This is a genomic window from Cytobacillus gottheilii, from assembly GCF_001636345.1.
GTDB classification, from domain to species: Bacteria; Bacillota; Bacilli; order Bacillales; family Cytobacillaceae; genus Cytobacillus; species Cytobacillus gottheilii.
Genome location: NZ_KV440945.1, coordinates 2,434,433 through 2,450,094, shown reverse-complemented (window position 1 = coordinate 2,450,094; position 15,662 = coordinate 2,434,433). Strand labels below are relative to the sequence as shown.

Below are 15,662 nucleotides of genomic sequence, written 5' to 3'. Positions count from 1 at the left end.
AGCCTGATCCTAAAGATCAGGCTTCTTTATACATATGCAGTTTCCTTAACGAAATAAGTCTAATTATGGTATGATGAACGTTGGAATCTAAAAAAAGAAGTGATTATAAATGGATAATAAACAATTAAACATATGGGATGAGGAGCTTAAAGAGAAAGGTTTTATTGAAAACGAATTAGCCCTTTTACAAGAAATATCCCTTCTGGATGAACAGGAGGATGCCAAACAGATATCCATCCTGTTAACAATGGCTGCTATGTCAAGAGCACATCATAATAAACAAAGCACATTGGTTCATGCATGGATGCAGAAAGCATTAAGTCTTGATAGCAGCAACAGTAAGGCAGCTCAATACTTAGCACAGTATGAGTGGGAAAGTAAAAAAGATTTTTTGGAGCTGCTTAAGTATCCTCCGTTAAGAGAAACGGATAATCGAGCTGCCAAAAAGAAAACAGCAGAGCAATTTATTGAAATTTCCCGAAGCTTTTTACATGCGGCTGAAGAAGAAATGGAACAAATGCAGAAAAATAAATTAGCTGCAGAGCAATTTCAGGAAGAAAATCAGCCTGGAATTTATGGACAGCTCATCGCAATCTTAGAAGAGACGATTGTTGAGACAGCAGGCCTTTTAAAAGCCAGCGAAGAATATGAACAATCGATTTCTGGTGTGTTTCATACTTCCACATATTACGCAGATATGAAAAAACACTTAGAAAATCTTGAGAGGCTTAAGCAGGAATGGAACCAAATATTCGGCTCATATAAAGTGCCTGTACCTGAGAAAAAACCCCTTGATGAGCTGCACAATATGATTGGCATGAACTCTGTAAAGAAGAGAATTAATGATTATTACCGTTTTCTAAAGTATCAAAATGAACGTAAAAAACTTGGTCTTCAAACAAAGGACGAACTAAGTTTAAATATGGTCTTAACAGGTAACCCGGGAACAGGAAAAACAACGCTGGCACGTTTACTGGCCAAAATTTATTATGACCTAGGGGTATTGCCGCGCAAAGAAGTGGTTGAAGCGGATCGTACGTCACTCGTTGGTTCATATGTTGGTCAGACAGAGGAAAATGTACGGGCAATGGTAGAAAAGGCATTAGGCGGAGTGCTGTTTATCGACGAAGCTTATAGCTTGAAGCGAGAAGGTCAAACAGGCAATGATTATGGACAAACCGCCATCGATACTTTAGTTTCTTTAATGACAGGATCTGAATATGGGGGAAGATTTGCTGTTATTTTAGCCGGATATCCAGAGGAAATGAGGCAATTCATTGACTCTAATCCTGGATTGCGCAGCCGATTTCCTCAGTCCAATCAGATTCCTCTGCCAGATTATACAAATGAAGAGTTACTTAAAATCGCTGAAAAAATGGCTGCGGAGAATGATTATATTTTGACTGAACAAGCAAAAACGGAGCTGCTAAAGAGAATTGACAATGAACGAGTCGATGATACATTTGGAAACGCCAGAACCGTCTATAACATTGTATTGGATGCTATCTTCAAAAAAGGTTCACAGGACGAAAAACATAATCATGTCCTCTCCTTTTCTTTGCTCGAAAAAGAAGACTTCCAAATAAATAAAAGCAGTAAACGCGAAAAACCGCTTAAACAATTACAGCAGCTCATTGGCCTTGAACAAGTAAAAGATGAAGTCACAAAGCTGATTTCTTATGTAAAAATGCAGCAGAAGCGCAGGGAAAAGGGCATGCCATCATTGCCGATACAGCTGCATTCAGTCTTTACCGGAAATCCGGGTACTGGAAAGACAACAGTAGCTAAGCTATATTCTGAGCTGTTAAAAGAATGCGGCATTCTAAAAAGAGGGCATCTTATTGTTGCAAGCAGAGCTGATTTTGTTGCCGGCTACGTTGGACAAACTGCCATTAAAACAAAAAAACTGATTAGGGAAGCGCTTGGAGGCGTTTTATTCATTGATGAAGCATATTCGCTTTTATCAGTAACATCAGGTGACTTTGGCAAAGAGGTCATTGATACCCTTGTTGATGAAATGACTAAGCATAATGAAAACCTAGTTGTGATTTTAGCTGGATATCCAAAAGAAATGGAAAAGCTTTTAAATAGCAACCCTGGCCTGATGTCCCGTTTCAAGAAGTTTTATCATTTTCAGGACTATACTCCACAGCAATTAATCAATATTCTGCGTTTTTATATTGAAAAATATGAATATCAGCTGACAGAAGACGCCCAGGAGTTCTTGTCACAGTCATTGCCTGGTGCTGATATTAGCGGGAACGGCAGATTTGCATCTAATTTAGCTGATGAAGCTATTCAAGCTCAGGCATTACGGCTATTAAACGAAGACGAGAGTGTTATGGACATCTCTCCTTATTTAACAAAAGAAGATTTTGAATACGCGCTGCAAAGCTTTGAAAGAGGGGAATAAGATGTTGATTTCTACGAAAGAAATAGAGGTTCGGTATGCTGAAACCGACCAAATGGGAGTAGTTTATCATGCAAATTATCTTGTTTGGATGGAAGTGGCCAGGACCCAGATCGTTAAAGACTTAGGGTTTAACTATGCGCATATGGAGGAAGAAGGCGTGCTTTCTCCTGTAACTGACGTTCAAATCAGCTACAAAAAACCGCTTCGCTATGGACAGTCGGCAACAGTGAAAACCTGGATTGAAGATTACGATGGTCTTCGTACAACCTATGGTTATGAAATTTACACAGAAGAACAGGAACTGGCGATTACCGCCTATTCAAAGCATGTTTGTGTACAAAAGGATAGTTTTCGCCCTATTTCAATAAGAAGAAAATTTCCCGATTGGCATGATGCATATGAAAAGGCTAAAAAACCGGAATCCTTTGTAGACTAGAGGCGATTATCATGGCTTTTGGAATTAAACGCAGTGACCTGCAGCAATGGAAGGAAAAGATTAACCAAGGGGAAATCGCCTTTTTAACTCATTATTGGATTGATGACCGCTTTCCTGGCTGTACAACGGTCACGAAGGTAGGCTGTGGGGATCTTGATAAGCTTATAGCTTGGGGGAAAGAGCACGGCTTACAAGCTGAATGGATTCACAACCGGAAAGATGGTTATCCTCATTTTGATTTACTGGGGAACAAACAAAAAGAAATTCTTGAAAAAGAAGGATTGTTTGAACATATTTGGGACAAAAAAAAATCCGTCTGACCTCCATCAGACGGATTTTTTTTATGCAGAATATTGATAAATTGGCTCATCCGCACCTTCATCATAATCAACTTTCAGATCATGCTGATCAAAATACCAAAGATCTTTTTCTTCAATAAAATAAGTAATTCCATCTTTCTCAATAGAAGCCCCTGTATTATAAGGTTCTTCATTTGAAATGCCAAGCGAAAAACCCTGCTGTACAGTACTGCAGCCGCCATAGCGGGCAAAAAAGCGCACGTAATCTCCTTTTGAGAGATCCATCTCCTTGATGTACCATTGTGCTGCCGTATCACTAACTTGGATATTCATTAGATCTCCTCCTACTATTTCATGAACGAATGCCTAAATGAAAAAATTCTTCCTACTTCATCATACACCATGTTCAGCATAAAATTCATCTATGGCGCGCAGCCAGTTTTGTCTCGCGATATAGCCTGCTTTAGTAATATCTTTGCTTTCGATCGCGTCAATAATGTCTTCATGCTCCTGAACAGATTGAGCTGTCATAATAATGGACTGGTGAAAATATAGGCGAAAAACATGTCCTTGCAAATTCGATATGCTATTAGTCAGGTAGGGGTTTTCCGCACTATGGATAATGAGATGATGAAATTGTTCATCTGTTTTTAATGCGTTATAAAAATCTCCTTCTTTAATATAGCGGGAAAATTTTTCATTTAACTCTTTTAATTCTGATAAGGTGTCGCTGCTCATTTGCTGTGCAGCATATTCTGCTGCTAACCCTTGCAGGGATGCAAGCGGCGGCAATATTTTAGTTATGTCACTTTTCTTCACAGATGTCACTTGTGTTCCTACACCTGGATACATTTGAACAAAGCCTTGAACATTTAAAAGCTGCAGTGCTTCTCTTACCGGTGTTCTGCTTACACCAAGTGCTTGAGCTAACTCTGCATCATTTAATTTCTCCTTTGGCTGTAAGGTGCCATCTATGATCCATTCTTGCAGCTGCAAAAACGCACGATTCTTTGCTGTCATTCTGACAGGTGATGAATAATCTACGGGTACAGGCATTTATAAGAACCACCTTTATTATTCAAAATATAAGAGAAAGTTGTTTTATTATCACTATGAATATAGAAATATACTGAGATTATAAGGGAAATTTGAGTGAAATTCAATATATTGCATACAGAACTTACTTTTTTAAAATAGTATATTGCAAAAAGTGAAAGGAGTATGTTATCGTATGTTATGCAATATATTACATACTTCGACGCGGTAAAGTGGTTGATACCGCCAGTGTATGTACAAAAGACTGAAAATTATAAACTATAAAAACTAAAAAGAAACTTCCAGGAGGAGCAAACATGAATCAAAAGCTATCATTCTCTTTTATTATCGCAGTTGGATTTATGCTATTCGCACTATTTTTTGGTGCCGGAAATTTAATTTTCCCTGCTATGCTTGGACAATCAGCAGGAACTAATATTTGGTGGGCGAACGCCGGATTTGTTGTAACAGGCGTAGGATTGCCTTTACTTGGTGTTATCGCCTTAGGGATCTCCGGGAAAGACGACTTGCAATCATTAGCAAGCAGAGTACATCCTATTTTTGGTTTAATCTTTACAGTAGCCCTATATTTATCAATCGGTCCATTGTTCGCAATCCCGCGTACAGGCACTGTATCATATGAAATTGGTATTAAGCCTTTCATTGCTGGTGACTATCAAACTCTTTCTCTTGTAATCTTTACGATTATCTTTTTTGGAATAACAGCATTCTTTTCAATGAAGTCATCAAAAATTGTTGATATAGTTGGGAAATTTTTAACACCGATTTTATTGGTATTTATCGGTATTCTGATTGTTACAGCACTAATCAACCCTATGGGTGCATTTCAGGCACCAACTGAAAACTATTTAAGTGATTCATTCTTCAAAGGGTTCCAGGAAGGCTATTTAACGATGGATGCTCTTGCTTCATTTGTTTTCGGCATCATTGTTATTGAAGCGATTCGTTCAAAGGGAGTAACGGGCAAGAAGGATATCACAAAAGCTATTTTAAAAGCAGGTCTTATTGCAGCTGGACTTCTAGCCATTATTTACACTTCTTTAGGCCTAATAGGGGCATCAAGTGTTGAAAATTTTGGTCTGTTGGCTAATGGCGGAGAGGTATTAACGAATACTTCCAATCACTACTTCGGATCATTCGGAGGTATTCTGCTTAGTCTGATCGTATTGGGAGCATGTCTTACAACAAGTATTGGTTTAATTACATCATGTGCAGCTTATTTCAATAAATTGCTGCCATCTCTTTCTTACAATACTTTTGTTATTATCTTTTCAGCTTTCAGCACCATTTTAGCAAACTTCGGTTTAAATGAACTGATTGCATTCTCTGTACCAGTTCTAGTAGCGATTTATCCATTAGCGATTTGCTTAATGATTCTTACTTTTACACACAGCCTATTTCAAGGCAGAAAAGAAGTTTACCAATTCAGTATCTTATTAACATTTATTGTTAGCTTATTTGATGGGTTAGCTGCTGCTGAAATCAAAGTAAGTTTCATTGATAATCTGTTTACGGATTATTTGCCTCTATATTCTGTGGGACTTGGGTGGCTGATACCGGCCATTATTGGAGGGCTGCTTGGTTATATGATTTCAATCATAAAGACTGGCGGATCTGCAGATGTGAACATGAAGAAAAGCGCATAAATATGAATAAAAAAGGTCAAATCATAAAAGATTTGGCCTTTTTTTATCGTTATAGAACTGATTCAGTAAATTTACAAGGAATTTCTTTACTGCAGACAGCATGTTTTAGCCAGTTCTTGCCATAATAATAAAAAACGAAAAGGTGATCAGAATGGTTCTGGCTCTGTATTTTTTAGTATCATGGCTGGCAGTTGCTGTTTTTGTGCTCATGCATAAACGACTTTCCTTTATACAAAATTCTTTTATAGTGCTTGTAATTCTAATCATCAGTGTCAATTGGTCTTGGGTAATCTATCAAGAATTAAAACTCATTAAAGTTTCAACAGATCCTTTCAATAATGTGGCATTTATGATAAACCGGAGTATAGCGGTTCCTTTCATTGTTACGATTGCCATGAATATTTTACAAGGTGTTCAATCATTTAGCCATTATATCATCGTCTTTGCCAGTTCAATCTTTATTTTATCTATATTAGCATTTGGCGGCATCTATTTTAAGGTGACTGAGTATATAAATTGGTATTTTTCTTTTGATATGCTTTATTTTCTTATGCTCAATTTGATCGGATTTTTTGTATGTAAAATGGTACATAAAACGGAGTCGAGAGAGGTGAGCAGTCAATGATTCTATGGGATCACTTCGATAAAAATGAAATATTTTTGCTGATCTTTCTTATTGCAGCATATATCATTGTGTTTCTATTTCCGCGAATCTTTACTTCAGCTGTTCTTTTATTAAGTTTTGTATGGGGAATAACAGTAGGAATGATCTTTGATTTCACCATTGGCGGAGGACTGCTTGATTATTATAAAACCAATGATTCAAATCGATATGAATTATTTGATCTTTTATATTTTTGTCTTTACGGTCCTTTTGGCTATTTATATTTTTATTTCTATGAAAGGTTTAAGATTAATAATAAATCATTTATATTTTACGTAGTCGGCTGGTCTCTGGTTGGAGTTGTTTTTCAATGGCTTTTTATGAAGCTTGGAATCCTGACACTGCAAAACGGCTATAAACTTTCATATTCATTTATCATCTTTTTGGCAATCCAAACTGTTTCAGGCATCTATTATGAAAATCTGAGAAAAAAAGAAGCAATAATAAACCAGCCATCTTAAGTTGTGTGTCTGTACATAAGTAACCTTTATATGTTTAGCGTGTAAAAAGGAATATACCCATTCGTGATTAATAGCATATTGACAGATCTATGCAAAAAATTGGGAACTTTAAGAGTGCTCAATTTTTAAATAGGCAAGAAACTCAAAAGCTTTTCATTCCAAATGAATGAAAGCTGAAATGAACATTTGCATAATTTCCTTGTTATTGAAGAGCGGACATCATATGAGCCATCATTTCTTTGTGAACAGCTTTATATTGCTTTAAACCAAACTGTCCTGCTTCGAGAAGCGGTACAACATGGTACATATGCGAAGGCTCACTTGTTACATATGTTGGATAAAATTGCGGGTTCATTAATGATATTTTTCTGCTTCCATCTTGAATCGTCATTTTGACATCAACTGCAGTCATTCCGCCTATATCCTTGTAATCATCTATTTGACCGCTAAAAAAGTTTCCTAACGAGTATACAATTAACCCTTTACGGCCATCTTCAGTTGTATGCCATTCCATTGGCTGCAAAACATGAGGATGATGCCCAAATATAAGGTCGGCCCCGGAATCTATTAAATAAGATCCTAATTCTTTTTGTTCGACAGTTGGAAAACGTTCATACTCATTTCCCCAATGAACACTCATAATAATAACATCTGCTTCCTGCTTAGCCTTCTGAATATCTTTTTTCATTTGCTCCCGATTAATTAAATTGACCAAAAACTCTTTTCCCTCTGGGATCGGAATACCATTCGTACCATACGTGTAAGATAAAAAAGCAAATCGAATTCCATTCGATTCTAAAGTGGTTACCTTCTCACGTTCAGCCTGGCTGCGAGAAGTACCTGTGTGGGAAAGACCAATTTCGTCCATATATGAAAGGGAGGCCAATAGCCCTTTTTCATTTTTGTCTAAACTATGGTTATTTGCTGTTGAAACAAGGTCAATGCCAGCTTCTACTAAAGCGTCTCCTACTTGCTGGGGACTGTTGAAAGATGGGTAGCTGGAGATTCCAATTTCCTCGCCGCCAAGGATTGTCTCCTGATTAGCGATAAGAAGTTCAGGCGTTTGCAGCAATGGTTTAACCTCCTGAAACATAGGGGTAAAATCATAACCGCCGGCTGTTTGCGCTAGTTCATAAACCCGGTCATGAATGAGAATATCACCAATTCCGGCAATTGTTGTCCGCCTTTCAACCATCTTTAATTCAAGTTCTATTTCTTTATCGGTAGAATGAAAAGAGACCGATTGAAAATCTATATTCTTTGCTTCATCACTTTCATACATGTTATAAAAGATAATAACGGAAAGAACACCAAGTGTTATGGCTATAAATATAATTCCTTTATACATCGTATACTCCTAAATAAGTATGACTTTTTACTCTTACTATAATATATTTTCGCTAGTTCTGCTTTAAAAATTAGTTATAAATAACTATAAAAAGGAGGAAAAATCATGATCAAGCTAACAGAACCTGCTAGCACAATACTTCAAAGTATTATTGCAGATGAGATGGAAAAAGATCCTTCTGACAAACTTTATGTCCGTCTCTCAATGGGCATTGGCTGAGGGGGACCTGAGCTTAAGCTGTCTCTGGAGGAGCAGCCTTTATCGAAAGATATTAGTATTGCAGCAGAAGGGATTACCTTATTAATTCATGAAGATGATGCTGTGTATTTTCAGCAAACAAAGCTTGACTATGTAACAGACCCTTTAGGAAGAAAGTCTTTTAAAATTCTTCATGTATAATGTTCCAACTGCGAAAAGCCAAGGATGCTGTTCTCTCAGCATTCTTGGCTTTATTTACGAGTAAAAAATTATATAAAAGAGTATCTCAATCTGATTTTGATGTTCTAATCAATTACACTTAAGAAAGGTCTACGTTTTCAAAAAAGTATATAAGATCATCAAAGCTATTGACCCTATAGGCGTGGGTAGCTGAATTTAAGTCTTTAGAATATTGCGCAATATCCACCATAAATTCTTCCCGTGGCGATCGTTCATCAACTGCAGCTGAAAAGAGGTAATTATTTACGGTTTCCTTTTCGAATTTCATCATCAAATCACCAACTCGTTCTTTTTTACTTATTATTATAAGTAATATTAACACTTATGGACCTTGCAGATGTGTCAATTTGCTGAAATCTTATTCAGCAGTGGAAGTTCAATAGTGACCGCTGTCCCTTCTCCTTCTATAGAATTGAATGTTAGATGGCCATTATGACGTTCGATGATTTCTTTCGATATTGACAGTCCCAGTCCCGTACCAGTAGTTTTTGTTGAATAGTATAAAGAGAACAGCATTTTTACCGTTTCTGCAGACATTCCTGCCCCATTATCCTTTATAACCATTCTAGCGTTTCTTTCATCTGCTCCAATCGAAATTGAAATAAGTCCTTTCTTTTTATCCATGGCTTCCAGGGCATTATTGCATATATTAAGCAAAACCTGTTTGAGCTGCTGTTCATTGCCATACACAGCTACTTCTTCACCAATGGTAGCCAGCTGCGTGCTTACATTCTGAAGTTGAGCTTTGTTTTCAAACAGGAGATAAATTTCCTCTGCGATCTCATTTAAAACAACTGCTTTTTTCTCGCGGGCAACGGGCTTACCGGTATGCAGAAATTCAGAAATGAGATCATTTGCCCGATTGATTTCTCTAATCGCCACATCTGCATATGTTTCTTTCCCAGATTCAATTAATTGCGGACGGACGAGCTGCAGAAAGCCCTTTACTGCAGTCAGAGGATTTCTTATCTCATGAGCCATAGATGCTGCAATTTTATTTATCTGTACATCCTGGTGCTCGTTAGGAAAACAAAATAAATGGAGCTGTTTTTGTTCTGTCCGTACAATGTAAACAATGTAGGAACGAATCTGATTGTTGAGATCTAAATCCAATGTTATTTTTTCTCTCTCGCCGATCAGCTGACTAAAGGTGTATTTTAAATGGGGGACGAGTAAGTCGTAAAAAGAAATATTTTCATATGACAAGGAAGAAGAAATGATCATAAATCTCTCGTCAATTTTAAAATAGGGAAAAGGGAGCTGTTTATACATTTTATCCATCATAACAAACCATCCTAACACACTTATTTTGCAAACTTACTAGAATCTATGAAAAACTTGATCGGAATATGTTATGTATTGTTGAAAAAAAATGAATTGAAGGATGATATGCATCTTTTTGACTATAATATATCAATTTAAACATATGTTATCAATAAAGAATATTTCATTCTACTATAAAGAACAATTTTAGCATCAAAAAAACTCAGCAACCATTGCTGAGCTTTTCATAGATTTATTTTACATTGCTAAATCCATTTAACTTTTGGTTCTGTTTTATCCTTAATTCGCTTAATATTCGCACGGTGTCTATAGACTACAAAAAGTGCTAATATGGCAACTACGATGATTAACGGGAGATCCCCCGATACAATCGCGTAAATTAAGGCTGCAACAGCAGCAAGCATGGAAGACAATGAAACGTATTTTGTTATGTAAAGGCTAATAAAGAAAACAAGCAGAATGACTAGAAACATTGGCCACACATATGCCAATAAAACGCCTCCAGAGGTAGCAACCGCTTTTCCACCTTTAAAACCTGCAAAAATCGGAAACATATGGCCGACAACCGCAACTACACCAGCTATAAGGGGATGTAAATCAGATCCAATTATAAAAGGCAGTAATGCAGCAAGTGTCCCTTTTAAAATATCAGCAAGTGTTACAGTCAGCCCTGCTTTTACTCCTAATGTTCGAAAGGTATTCGTTCCGCCTAAATTGCCGCTTCCATGTTCACGAATATCAATTCCATAAAAGGTTTTGCCGACGATTAAACCAGATGGAATTGAACCGATTAAATACGCCAAAATAATAATAATTGCACTAACTGCCATGATAACTCTCCTTCTCACTTGATCTGCAGTTCTTTTATTGTACCATGTCTAGCAGCAAACATCCTAACGGTTATTTTCATGATATCCATTATTTTTTTACTAATCTTTAAAGTGATTCATTATTACACATTTTTATGCAGTATTAATAATAAAGACTGCTTCTTGCTTGTACGTTTGATTTATATTGCTATCTATGACTATTTATGAGTCATCCTGCTGTAAGTTTGAACAAAAGTAAAAGGGGTATACAACCATTGTCACGATAAACAACAAGGAGGGCTTTAAAATGAACCATGATTACAATACTACAAATGGACAAGCAGACAAAGTCAATGAAAAACTGCAAGATCTTTCATCCGAACAAACAGCTGAGATTCTTGAAAACTTTGAAGAATTTAAGAGCTATTTAGGCAAAAAAGTAGCAAAAGGCGAAAAACTTGGACTGAATGAAGAACAGCTTGCTAATGCTGCAAAAGTTGCAGCTGAGTATCTGGCTAAAAATGAGAGTCCTCGCAATCGAGAAGAAAAATTATTGCAGGAATTATGGAAAACTGGAACAGAAGAAGAAAAACACATGCTCTCTCATATGTTGGTTAAGCTAGTAAAGTAAGAAACAAGTAAGCACTTTTTACTTGTAACTCATGAAATAGATTAAAACATGCAGGGGAATCTTCTCCTGCATGTTTTGTGTATATGTTGGAGGAAATCAAATGAAGCTGCTGAAAAATGTAAAATTTTGGCTAACGCTTGCTCTCATTACAATTTTTTTGGCAGGGATTATATATGTACATAATACGAAACCGCTGCCGCCGGGAATTTCCTACGAAGGAGAGTTATCTCAGGTAGATGATGCTGATTTTATTTATGACTTGACATATCAAACCAAAGGAGGAGAAACACAGCACGAATTACATATAATGAACCGCCTGGAAGAAGCTATCTTGGAGGCGGAAGAACTCATAGTTCTTGATATGTTTTTATATAATAGCTTTCATGATCATGGCCAGTCATTCCCTGATATTAGCGGGAAACTGACTAATGCATTAATTACCGCAAAGAAAAGAAATCCTGAAATACAAATCGTTCTGATTACTGATGAAGTTAATACAACATACAATTCTCATAGTGTTCCTGAATTCACAGAATTAGATCAAAACGGCATTCAAGTCATTATGACGAATTTAACCGAACTAAGAGATCCAAACCCATTATATTCCTCGATTTGGCGAAGTACGCTGCGCTGGCTGGGAAATGATCCAGAAAGCGGTGTCCTTCCTAATCCGCTTGCTAATTCGGCTCCAGATGTTACCTTACGCTCTTATTTTAGTCTATTAAACATTAAGGCGAATCATCGTAAGGTCCTTGCTACAGAAAAAACGGCCATTATTACTTCTGCTAACGCCCATAATGCCAGTGCATTACACTCAAATATAGCCGTAGAAGTAAAAGGAGAAATCATTGAGGAGGTAATAGCATCTGAACAGGCAGTGATTGATTACAGCGGATACAAAGTTAAATTAAAAGACATTAACTACAGTTCTGCTGAATCAGCGCAATCAGCTTCAGAAGTTCAGCTGCTAACGGAAGGGAAAATCTACGAGCATCTTTTAAAGAGTATACGGGATTCAAAAGCAGGAGAGACCATATGGATCGGAATGTTTTATTTAGCTGACCGCAGCGTCATTGACGAATTAATTGCTGCTGCAGACCGCGGCGTCTTTATTAAAATGATATTGGATCCTAATGAAAACGCATTTGGATCAGAGAAAGCTGGCCTGCCTAATATACCTGTTGCTGCAGAACTGCAAAAACTTGGCAATGAACAGATTGAAATACGCTGGTATAACACAGGCGAAGAGCAATATCATTCTAAAATGCTGCTTGTTAAAGGACAGAAGGTAAGTACGCTTATTGCCGGTTCAGCCAACTTCACCTCAAGAAACTTAGATGATTACAACCTCGAAACCAATTTAAAAATAAAGGCTCCTTCAGAGGAAAAGATCATGAAAGATGTTGAACAGTATTTTACCAGGTTATGGAACAATGAATCTGGTCAGTATACACTGTCATATGAAGAAAAAGAAGATCTTCCTGTTTTCAGGTATATTCTTTATCGCATACAAAAGATTTTCCGCTTCACAACCTATTAAGCAGGCGAAACTTTTCGGCATGTTTGTTCGTTACTTATAAGGGGGAAGGATTTGGATAAGAAAATCCCTTCCCCTTCTGGTAATGATTATGTACGATAGGGAGTGGGGAGGAATATACATATGAGCCAAATAGAATTTTCAAAAACAAAACGAACTCCTGCAAGAAAGTGGATCATTACAGGACTTCTTTTAGCAATCCTATTAGTCACTTCGAGCATCATTCTATTATTATATCCTTTTGCCTCAAAGGAAAAGGCAAACTATTTCAGCGGCGAACATCCTGTCATTTTTCAAGGCAATCAGGCGGGTAATGCCGTTATAGATGGTGAGAGTGTCTATTTATCATTCAGCTTTCTGCAAGAGCATATTGACGATAGTCTGATTTATGATGAGGGATCCAATTCCATTATCATTACGACGGAGAGTAAAGTTGTGCAGATGCCTTCAGAATCATTAACGTATTATGTAAATGAAGATCCAGTGGAGCTCCAGTTTACGCCATTCACAACAGAGAACGGTGAAATGTATATTGCGGTTGACCCGCTGCTTTCCCTGTATTCTTTTCAATATGAGCTATTGCCGGAATCCGGCGCTATCTGGATTCAGCAAAACGGAGATTCTCTCACACATGGCACGATAACCGAGGGACATGAAGAAAAAATGCGTCTCCGAACGGATGCCTCCATGCAATCACCTTATGTTGCAGAAGTGGCAGCAGATGAACAAATATACATCGAAAATGACCAGGAAGAATACTATTTTGTGAGAAAAACGAATGGGCAAGCGGGTTATATAGAGAAATCACTTGTTACAAGAGAGGAAACCGAAGAGGTAGTTATTGCTGAAGAGCCTGTAGAGCATAATGTTCCAATGATTGAAGGTCCGATTCATTTAACATGGGAAGCTGTTTATACGAAAAACCCTGATACGGAAAACATGCCGGCAATGCCGGGTGTAAACGTCATTTCACCTACCTGGTTTGAACTGGCTTCCCCTGATGGAGATATAAAAAATCTGGCATCTGTATCTTTCTCTGAGTGGGCTCAAGAGCAAGACTACCAAGTATGGGGATTATTTTCTAATGCCTTTGATCCTGAATTAACGCATCAGGCATTTACTTCCTTTGAAACAAGGCAAAAAATAATACGCCAGCTTCTGCATTATAGTCAAATTTATAAGCTGGATGGCATCAATATTGATATTGAAAATGTGAACCCAGAAGATGGCCCTCTTGTAACTCAATTTATGCGAGAAGCCACCCCCTATTTCCATGAAGCGGGATTAACAGTTTCAATGGATATTACCTTCATCGCAAGCGGAAATTGGTCTGCTTTTTACGAACGGGAAAAGCTCGCTGAAATTGTCGATTATCTAGTCGTGATGGCTTATGATGAGCACTGGGGAACGTCACCGGTAGCTGGCAGTGTTGCCTCTTTCCCATGGGTTGAAAGCAACTTAGAAAAGTTATTGGAAATCGTTCCAAACGAGCGGCTAATCCTTGGTGTCCCTTTATATGCCAGACTCTGGAAGGAAACAGAAGCCGGAGAAGTATCTTCTGAGGCGCTTTCTATGGCACAGGTGCAGGAGTGGTTGGCAGAGCATGATGTCACCCCGGAATATGATCCAAACAGCGGTCAAAACTATGCCGAATACTATGATAAATCACAGAAAGCTACCTTTATGATTTGGCTGGAGGACTCGCTATCCTTACAAAAACGGGCAGATTTAGCAGTTAAACACGACCTTGCAGGCGTTGCCAGCTGGTCCCGCTACTTTGCAGATGAAACGGCTTGGAGTGCATTAGCTATTGAAAATGAGAACGCAGAAGAAAAACAGTAAGAACTTGCATTCAATTGATAAATAAGGGTAAGGTTAAAGAAAAAGATTCATTTGGGAGGTCCTTACAATGACAATAGAAATTCCAAGCCGTGAAGAAATAGGTAAAATTTTAAAGAACGCAAAACGAATTGCTGTGGTAGGTCTAAGTGCTGATCCAGACCGTACATCCTACATGGTTTCAAAAGCGATGCAGGATGCTGGCTATGAAATTATCCCAGTTAATCCAAATGCAGATGAAGTGCTTGGAGTTAAAGCAGTAGCGTCTTTAAAAGATATTGAAGGGCATGTCGATATTGTCGATATTTTCAGAAGGTCTGAATACCTGCCTGAAATTGCAAAGGAATTTGATCAAATAGATGCTGATGTATTTTGGGCACAGCTTGGCGTTGCCAATGAGGAAGCGTATGATTTTCTAAAAGAAAAAGGCTATACAGTGATTATGGACAGATGCATCAAAGTAGAACACGCAATGACAAAATAATGTGATATGTTAGGACACATGAGACTATTTCGGTCTCATGTTTTCTTTTTTCTATACAGCTGAAAATCCTATTATATTGCCAATGCAACCTATATGATCTTTTTGTTTTTTCTATGAATTATGCATAAGTCATTTGCCAAAACGAAATAAATAGATAAAATAAAGCATAGACGTTTCACGACATTATGGTAAAATACCGATAGCGAACGTTTGTTCTCGACCGTGAAAATTTAATCATTTTAAAGGAAAATGCTTTTCTAAAAACGAATACGATACGAATGCTCTACTAAAAAAATAGAACAGAGCAGGTACAGAAA

Annotated in this window: 16 protein-coding genes; 10 read left to right on the top strand and 6 right to left on the bottom strand. The window is 37.5% G+C overall.

All coding sequences use genetic code 11. The features are described 5' to 3' along the window. Positions 1 to 109 precede the first annotated feature (109 nt). From A6754_RS11825 to A6754_RS11815, 3 genes are read left to right on the top strand one after another with little or no spacing between them, the layout of a single operon-like run. Complete coding sequence (locus A6754_RS11825) at positions 110 to 2,413, top strand: AAA family ATPase (protein ID WP_066445583.1); 2,304 nt, start codon at positions 110 to 112, stop codon at positions 2,411 to 2,413. A gap of 1 nt (position 2,414) precedes the next feature. Next, positions 2,415 to 2,849 carry an acyl-CoA thioesterase gene (locus tag A6754_RS11820; protein WP_066445581.1) on the top strand — a complete coding sequence of 145 codons (435 nt, stop codon included), beginning with the start codon at positions 2,415 to 2,417 and terminating at the stop codon, positions 2,847 to 2,849. 11 nt (positions 2,850 to 2,860) lie between these two features. Further along, positions 2,861 to 3,169, top strand: coding sequence for a hypothetical protein (locus A6754_RS11815; RefSeq protein WP_066445579.1), 309 nt, complete (start codon positions 2,861 to 2,863; stop codon positions 3,167 to 3,169). A 21-nt stretch (positions 3,170 to 3,190) separates the two neighbouring features. Here A6754_RS11815 and A6754_RS11810 read toward each other — a convergent pair whose 3' ends face one another. Further along, positions 3,191 to 3,481, bottom strand: a complete 291-nt coding sequence (locus A6754_RS11810) for a HesB/YadR/YfhF family protein (RefSeq protein ID WP_066445576.1) — start codon at positions 3,479 to 3,481, stop codon at positions 3,191 to 3,193. A 60-nt stretch (positions 3,482 to 3,541) separates the two neighbouring features. Further along, positions 3,542 to 4,204, bottom strand: coding sequence for a GntR family transcriptional regulator (locus tag A6754_RS11805; RefSeq protein WP_066445573.1), 663 nt, complete (start codon positions 4,202 to 4,204; stop codon positions 3,542 to 3,544). A 296-nt stretch (positions 4,205 to 4,500) separates the two neighbouring features. Between A6754_RS11805 and brnQ the strand changes: the two genes are divergently transcribed. From brnQ to A6754_RS11790, 3 genes are all read left to right on the top strand, one after another. Then, entirely contained in the window at positions 4,501 to 5,850 is a 1,350-nt protein-coding gene (brnQ, locus tag A6754_RS11800; RefSeq protein ID WP_066445569.1) for a branched-chain amino acid transport system II carrier protein, read from the top strand. Between the two features lie 151 nt (positions 5,851 to 6,001). Then, positions 6,002 to 6,475 carry a hypothetical protein gene (locus A6754_RS11795; RefSeq protein WP_066445561.1) on the top strand — a complete coding sequence of 158 codons (474 nt, stop codon included), beginning with the start codon at positions 6,002 to 6,004 and terminating at the stop codon, positions 6,473 to 6,475. After that, positions 6,472 to 6,975: a hypothetical protein gene (locus tag A6754_RS11790; protein WP_066445560.1), complete on the top strand. Its 504-nt coding sequence runs from the start codon at positions 6,472 to 6,474 to the stop codon at positions 6,973 to 6,975. Before A6754_RS11795 ends, A6754_RS11790 begins: the two co-directional genes overlap by 4 nt. A gap of 202 nt (positions 6,976 to 7,177) precedes the next feature. On the opposite strand, the gene A6754_RS11785 is transcribed toward A6754_RS11790, so the two are convergent. The 4 genes from A6754_RS11785 to plsY all read right to left on the bottom strand — a co-directional run bounded on the left by A6754_RS11785 (position 7,178) and on the right by plsY (position 10,875). After that, complete coding sequence (locus tag A6754_RS11785) at positions 7,178 to 8,323, bottom strand: CapA family protein (protein WP_066445559.1); 1,146 nt, start codon at positions 8,321 to 8,323, stop codon at positions 7,178 to 7,180. 517 nt (positions 8,324 to 8,840) lie between these two features. Next, positions 8,841 to 9,083 (bottom strand): hypothetical protein, encoded by a 243-nt coding sequence (locus A6754_RS11780; protein WP_180320216.1) that lies wholly within the window; start codon positions 9,081 to 9,083, stop codon positions 8,841 to 8,843. Positions 9,084 to 9,103: 20 nt separating this feature from the next. Then, complete coding sequence (locus A6754_RS11775) at positions 9,104 to 10,045, bottom strand: ATP-binding protein (protein ID WP_066445553.1); 942 nt, start codon at positions 10,043 to 10,045, stop codon at positions 9,104 to 9,106. Positions 10,046 to 10,290: 245 nt separating this feature from the next. Further along, complete coding sequence (gene plsY / locus A6754_RS11770; protein ID WP_066445549.1) at positions 10,291 to 10,875, bottom strand: glycerol-3-phosphate 1-O-acyltransferase PlsY; 585 nt, start codon at positions 10,873 to 10,875, stop codon at positions 10,291 to 10,293. 286 nt (positions 10,876 to 11,161) lie between these two features. On the opposite strand from plsY, the gene A6754_RS11765 reads away from it, so the two are divergent. From A6754_RS11765 to A6754_RS11750, 4 genes are all read left to right on the top strand, one after another. Next, the gene (locus A6754_RS11765; protein ID WP_066445547.1) at positions 11,162 to 11,485 is read left to right on the top strand and encodes a DUF3243 domain-containing protein; all 324 of its coding nucleotides are present in this window, start codon (positions 11,162 to 11,164) and stop codon (positions 11,483 to 11,485) included. Positions 11,486 to 11,585: 100 nt separating this feature from the next. Then, entirely contained in the window at positions 11,586 to 13,025 is a 1,440-nt protein-coding gene (locus A6754_RS11760; RefSeq protein WP_066445543.1) for a phospholipase D-like domain-containing protein, read from the top strand. A 120-nt stretch (positions 13,026 to 13,145) separates the two neighbouring features. Next, positions 13,146 to 14,864 carry a glycosyl hydrolase family 18 protein gene (locus A6754_RS11755; protein WP_066445541.1) on the top strand — a complete coding sequence of 573 codons (1,719 nt, stop codon included), beginning with the start codon at positions 13,146 to 13,148 and terminating at the stop codon, positions 14,862 to 14,864. Positions 14,865 to 14,931: 67 nt separating this feature from the next. Further along, positions 14,932 to 15,345, top strand: a complete 414-nt coding sequence (locus tag A6754_RS11750; protein ID WP_066445538.1) for a CoA-binding protein — start codon at positions 14,932 to 14,934, stop codon at positions 15,343 to 15,345. The last annotated feature ends 317 nt before the right edge of the window (positions 15,346 to 15,662 follow it).

Coding starts and splice junctions, on each gene's coding strand:
- A6754_RS11825 (WP_066445583.1), top strand. CDS start 110: ATGGATAATAAACAATTAAACATATGGGATGAGGAGCTTAAAGAGAAA.
- A6754_RS11820 (WP_066445581.1), top strand. CDS start 2,415: ATGTTGATTTCTACGAAAGAAATAGAGGTTCGGTATGCTGAAACCGAC.
- A6754_RS11815 (WP_066445579.1), top strand. CDS start 2,861: ATGGCTTTTGGAATTAAACGCAGTGACCTGCAGCAATGGAAGGAAAAG.
- A6754_RS11810 (WP_066445576.1), bottom strand. CDS start 3,481: ATGAATATCCAAGTTAGTGATACGGCAGCACAATGGTACATCAAGGAG.
- A6754_RS11805 (WP_066445573.1), bottom strand. CDS start 4,204: ATGCCTGTACCCGTAGATTATTCATCACCTGTCAGAATGACAGCAAAG.
- brnQ (WP_066445569.1), top strand. CDS start 4,501: ATGAATCAAAAGCTATCATTCTCTTTTATTATCGCAGTTGGATTTATG.
- A6754_RS11795 (WP_066445561.1), top strand. CDS start 6,002: ATGGTTCTGGCTCTGTATTTTTTAGTATCATGGCTGGCAGTTGCTGTT.
- A6754_RS11790 (WP_066445560.1), top strand. CDS start 6,472: ATGATTCTATGGGATCACTTCGATAAAAATGAAATATTTTTGCTGATC.
- A6754_RS11785 (WP_066445559.1), bottom strand. CDS start 8,323: ATGTATAAAGGAATTATATTTATAGCCATAACACTTGGTGTTCTTTCC.
- A6754_RS11775 (WP_066445553.1), bottom strand. CDS start 10,045: ATGATGGATAAAATGTATAAACAGCTCCCTTTTCCCTATTTTAAAATT.
- plsY (WP_066445549.1), bottom strand. CDS start 10,875: ATGGCAGTTAGTGCAATTATTATTATTTTGGCGTATTTAATCGGTTCA.
- A6754_RS11765 (WP_066445547.1), top strand. CDS start 11,162: ATGAACCATGATTACAATACTACAAATGGACAAGCAGACAAAGTCAAT.
- A6754_RS11760 (WP_066445543.1), top strand. CDS start 11,586: ATGAAGCTGCTGAAAAATGTAAAATTTTGGCTAACGCTTGCTCTCATT.
- A6754_RS11755 (WP_066445541.1), top strand. CDS start 13,146: ATGAGCCAAATAGAATTTTCAAAAACAAAACGAACTCCTGCAAGAAAG.
- A6754_RS11750 (WP_066445538.1), top strand. CDS start 14,932: ATGACAATAGAAATTCCAAGCCGTGAAGAAATAGGTAAAATTTTAAAG.